Here is a 4,416-nt window from a genome sequence, read left to right as displayed (position 1 = left end):
GGGCGGGCACCGGAAGTGATTCCGGTGCCCGCCCCTTCCGCTTCGATGCGGCCCGGGAAGGGACCTACTGCCCGTCCAGCTCCTTCGCCGCCTCCGTCAGGTCCTTCGCCGTGTCGATGGCCCGCCAGTACGCCCCGTGCGGCAACGGATACCCGGCCAGCCTGCGCTCCCGCGCCAGCCTCGGGAACGTCGTCCGCTCATGGTCGCCCAGGTCCGGCAGCATCCCCGTGAACGCGGGAGAGAACACGTACACACCCGCGTTGATCAGATACGGCGACGGCGGGGACTCGATGAAGTCCGTGATGTGCCCGAACGTATCCGTCTCCACCGCACCCCACGGAATGCGCGGACGGGCCAGCGCCAGCGTCGCGGTCGCATCACGCTCCGCATGGAACGCGGCCATCTCACGCAACGAGAAACGGGTCCAGATATCACCGTTGGTCGCGTACCAGGGCTGCTCCGGATCGGGCAGCCGGGCCGCCGCGTACTTCAGCCCGCCACCGCGGCCCAGCGGCTCGGACTCCACCACGGTCGTCACCCGCAACGGCAGCACGGCCGCGTCCAGCCACTCCTGCAGCACCTCGGCGAGATGCCCGCACGACACCACGGCGTCGGTCACGCCCTCGGCGGCCAGCCAGGCAAGCTGATGGCCGATGATCGGCGTCCCGGTACCCGGGATCTCGACCATCGGCTTGGGGCGGTCATCGGTGTACGGGCGCAGCCGTGACCCCTGGCCACCCGCCAGGATCACGGCCTGCGTCGGAAACGTATGCATGCCAGGCACGATATGCCGTGCCCGGCCGGGGCGGTCAGCTGAACTGCGCGACACCCGAGGCGAACGACGTGTCACAGACCGGACGGGAGAAGCGGTGCGCGCGCGTCGGACCGTACTGCTCGACCGCGGCCTTGCCCAGCGCCTTCGCGATCGACATGCAGTGCCGGGCGAGCGACGGACGCCCCTCCACGGCCCGCTGGAGATCCGTCAACGCGACGCCCGGGTCCTTCTCCTGGAGTTCCAGCAGGAGCTTGTCGCGCAGAATGTCCTGCGGGGTACGCGCCTTGGCACGCTTGGAGACGGTCTGGGCCGACGCGGTGAGCAGCGTCGAATCGGAGTTGTGAGTTGCCCACGGCACGGCGGAGACCGCGAGGGTCCCGGACAGGACCATGACGACAGGCAGTACGAAAGCGAGGGTTCGGCCGATACGGCGCGCGGTGTGGGTCACGCAGCGAGCGTAGCGGGCAGTGATGGCCAGGCGACATTACGTCACTCTCGCGGGGGATGGTTCGAGTGTGCTTTTCGAATCCCGTGTTGACGTCCCGGAGTGAAATGACCGTTGTGCCGGGGAATTTGCCCCCGTTGACCCAAACCCCCGAACGCGCGGTGGCCCCGCACGCGGAACGTGCGGGGCCACCGTACAGCGAGAGCGGGATCAGTCGGTGAGACGCTCACCCGTCGACGTCGCGAAGACGTGCAGCTCGTCCGGGCGCGGGACGACGTGGAGCTTGGTGCCCTTCTCCGGGACGGCACGGCCGCCGACGCGGACGACCAGGTCCTTGTGCTCGCCACCGACCTCGGCGGCACCGTAGACGAAGCCGTCGGCGCCGAGCTCCTCGACGACGTTGACCGAGACGGCCAGGCCGGCCGGGGCGTCGGAGGACGCCTTGGACAGGCCGGTCGCTGCGGCGCCGCCGTGCTCGACGATGTCGAAGTGCTCGGGGCGGATGCCGACCGTGACGGTGCGGTCACCGCGGTCCGCGGCGGCGGTGAGCGCCTCGCGGGAGACCGGGACGACGCTGTTGCCGAACTTCACGCCACCGTCGGTGATCGGGACCTCGACCAGGTTCATGGCCGGGGAGCCGATGAAGCCGGCCACGAAGAGGTTCGCCGGGCGGTCGTACATGTTGCGCGGCGAGTCGACCTGCTGCAGCAGACCGTCCTTGAGGACCGCGACACGGTCACCCATGGTGAGGGCCTCGACCTGGTCGTGCGTGACGTACACGGTCGTGATGCCCAGACGGCGCTGGAGCGAGGCGATCTGCGTACGGGTGGAGACACGGAGCTTGGCGTCGAGGTTCGACAGCGGCTCGTCCATGAGGAAGACCTGCGGCTCACGCACGATCGCGCGGCCCATCGCCACACGCTGACGCTGACCACCGGAGAGCGCCTTCGGCTTCCGGTCCAGGTAGTCGGTGAGGTCCAGCATCTTGGCGGCCTCTTCGACCTTCGCGCGGATCTCGGTCTTGTTGATACCGGCGATCTTCAGCGCGAAGCCCATGTTGTCCGCGACGGACATGTGCGGGTAGAGCGCGTAGTTCTGGAACACCATGGCGATGTCCCGGTCCTTCGGCGGCAGGTGCGTGACGTCGCGGTCACCGATGCGGATGGCGCCACCGTTGACGTCCTCGAGACCCGCGAGCATGCGCAGGGAGGTCGACTTGCCACAACCGGAGGGACCGACGAGGACGAGGAACTCGCCGTCCTCGATGTCGATCTCGAGCTGGTCGACGGCCGGCTTCGTGGAGCCGGGGTAGACGCGGGACGCCTTGTCGAACGTGACACTGGCCATGCTGAATCTTCTCCTCAACCGGCAGGAACGTGCCGGACGATCCGTTGTAAAGGGAGTGGTCTGGTCCAACTGGGTGAACCTTCAGCGACGCTACCTGGCGATTTGGGATCTGTCAGTAGTTCTCTGGGGAGGAAAATCTCCCAGGGGAGCGGGGGTGTGGACAACGCTTGAGATCTGGGGCAGAGCGACGCACTTTTGACCCTGTGCACGTGGGGGCAGAGCACCGGACTTTTGGTCTCGTACCACCTTCAGCACTTCCTGCTTCAACACCCCTGCCGGCTGAACACGCCCCTGAAGGGCCTCCTCGACCGGTCTTACGCGGACTCCACAGGCTCTACGGCCGACGGCCCGTCGGTCCGTATCGCAGTCCTTCACTTCTTCACGCAGCCAGCAGTACGTCCGCGAGCTCCGATGCCTTGATCACTGACGGCGGTGTCCGCCCCGGCGGGAGCGCGGAGGCCGCCAGCCAGTACAGCCGCATGCCCTCCTCCCGGAGGTTCCGTGCCGCGTTCACATCCCGGTCGTGCTTCGCACCGCACTCCGCGCATGTCCACTCCCGCACGGACACATCGAGTGACGGCCCCTTGGCGTGGCAGCCGGAACAACGACGCGTCGACGGGAAGAAGCGGTCCACGATCACCAGCGTCCGCCCGTACCAGGCGCACTTGTAGCGCAGCTGCCGGAGCAGCTCGCCCCAGGCCGCATCGATGATCGAGCGGCTCAGCCGGGCCTTGCTCCGGCGCCCCCTTCCGACCGTCGGACGCAGCAGATTCATGATGGCCAGGTCCTCCACCACGAGCACTTGGTTCTCGCGCACGAGGCGGGTGGTCAGCTGGTCCAGCATGTCTCTGCGCACGTCGCCGATCAGCGCGTACAGCTGGGCGATGCGCGCTCGGGCCTTTTCCCTGTTCCTGGATCCCTTCGTCTTGCGATGCAGCCCCCGCTGCCGCCGAGCCAGCTCCCTTTCGTACTTCTTCAGCAGCCGCGGGTGATCCACCTTCGTGCCGTCATCGAGAGTCACCAGCGCAGCCAGTCCCAGATCGATCCCCACGGCTTTCGGTGCGCGCCCGCCCGGCACGAAGGCCGCGGGCAGGGGGTTGATCCGCTCCTCGACCAGCAAGGCCACGAAATACCGGCCCGCCCGGTCCCGCGTCACTGACAACTTCACCGGCGTCACCCCGGCCGGCAACGGCCGGGACCACCGGACGTCCAACGGCACTGTCTGCTTCGCCAGGGTCACCAGCCCCGTACCGGGCCGATCCGTATCCTCCGCCCAACGGAAACCCGTTCGTACGTACGTTGCCGAGTCCCGCGACAGGTGCTTCCGTTTGCGCTGCGGGTACTTCGCCGACTGCTTGAAAAACCGCGTGAACGCACTGTCCAGGTGTCGCAACGACTGCTGCAACACCGTCGAGGACACCTCGCGCAGCCACGACGTCGCCGAAGCCTGCCGCCACCCCGTCAAAGCCCGGCAGGTCTCAGCGAACCCCACCGAGACCCGATGCCGCTCCCAGGCACCCACTCGGAGCGCCAGCCCCTCGTTGTAGACCCAGCGGCAGGCACCAAAGGTCTTCTCCAGCTGCTCGGCCTGTGTGGGATCCGGATAGAAGCGGTACCGGTACACGCGTTGCAGAGCTTCACGCTTGATGCGCTTGGCCTCGTCGCCGGTCACCCGTGTCGGCTCGTCTGCGGTGTCCGTCATGCTTCTCTTCCCCGGCTGTCCGATATCCGGATCAGTACGTCAGTGTTCTTAACGCACGGGTGCTCGGGCGGTTACGGGGCGGGGGAACTTCCTGGATCGGCGGGTGGGGCGCTGTGTAGAGTGAGGGCTCGCGCGCGTGCTCGTAGC

Annotated in this window: 4 protein-coding genes; all 4 read right to left on the bottom strand. The window is 67.6% G+C overall.

What is annotated here, in order from left to right; all coding sequences use genetic code 11:
• Positions 1–64: 64 nt before the first annotated feature.
• Entirely contained in the window at positions 65–775 is a 711-nt protein-coding gene (locus tag JGS39_RS37795; protein ID WP_219574300.1) for a nucleotidyltransferase family protein, read from the bottom strand.
• Positions 776–809: 34 nt separating this feature from the next.
• Positions 810–1,223 carry a hypothetical protein gene (locus JGS39_RS37790; protein WP_219574299.1) on the bottom strand — a complete coding sequence of 138 codons (414 nt, stop codon included), beginning with the start codon at positions 1,221–1,223 and terminating at the stop codon, positions 810–812.
• A 207-nt stretch (positions 1,224–1,430) separates the two neighbouring features.
• Positions 1,431–2,567 (bottom strand): ABC transporter ATP-binding protein, encoded by a 1,137-nt coding sequence (locus JGS39_RS37785; protein WP_219574298.1) that lies wholly within the window; start codon positions 2,565–2,567, stop codon positions 1,431–1,433.
• 379 nt (positions 2,568–2,946) lie between these two features.
• A complete protein-coding gene (locus tag JGS39_RS37780; protein ID WP_219574297.1) occupies positions 2,947–4,269 on the bottom strand; it encodes an RNA-guided endonuclease InsQ/TnpB family protein in 1,323 nt (440 codons plus the stop codon).
• Between the last annotated feature and the right edge of the window lie 147 nt (positions 4,270–4,416).

It is taken from the genome of Streptomyces poriferorum, from assembly GCF_019399235.1.
Taxonomy (GTDB): domain Bacteria; phylum Actinomycetota; class Actinomycetes; order Streptomycetales; family Streptomycetaceae; genus Streptomyces; species Streptomyces poriferorum.
The sequence above is the reverse complement of the archived record's forward strand: the minus strand, read 5'-3'. Positions and strand labels throughout refer to the sequence as shown.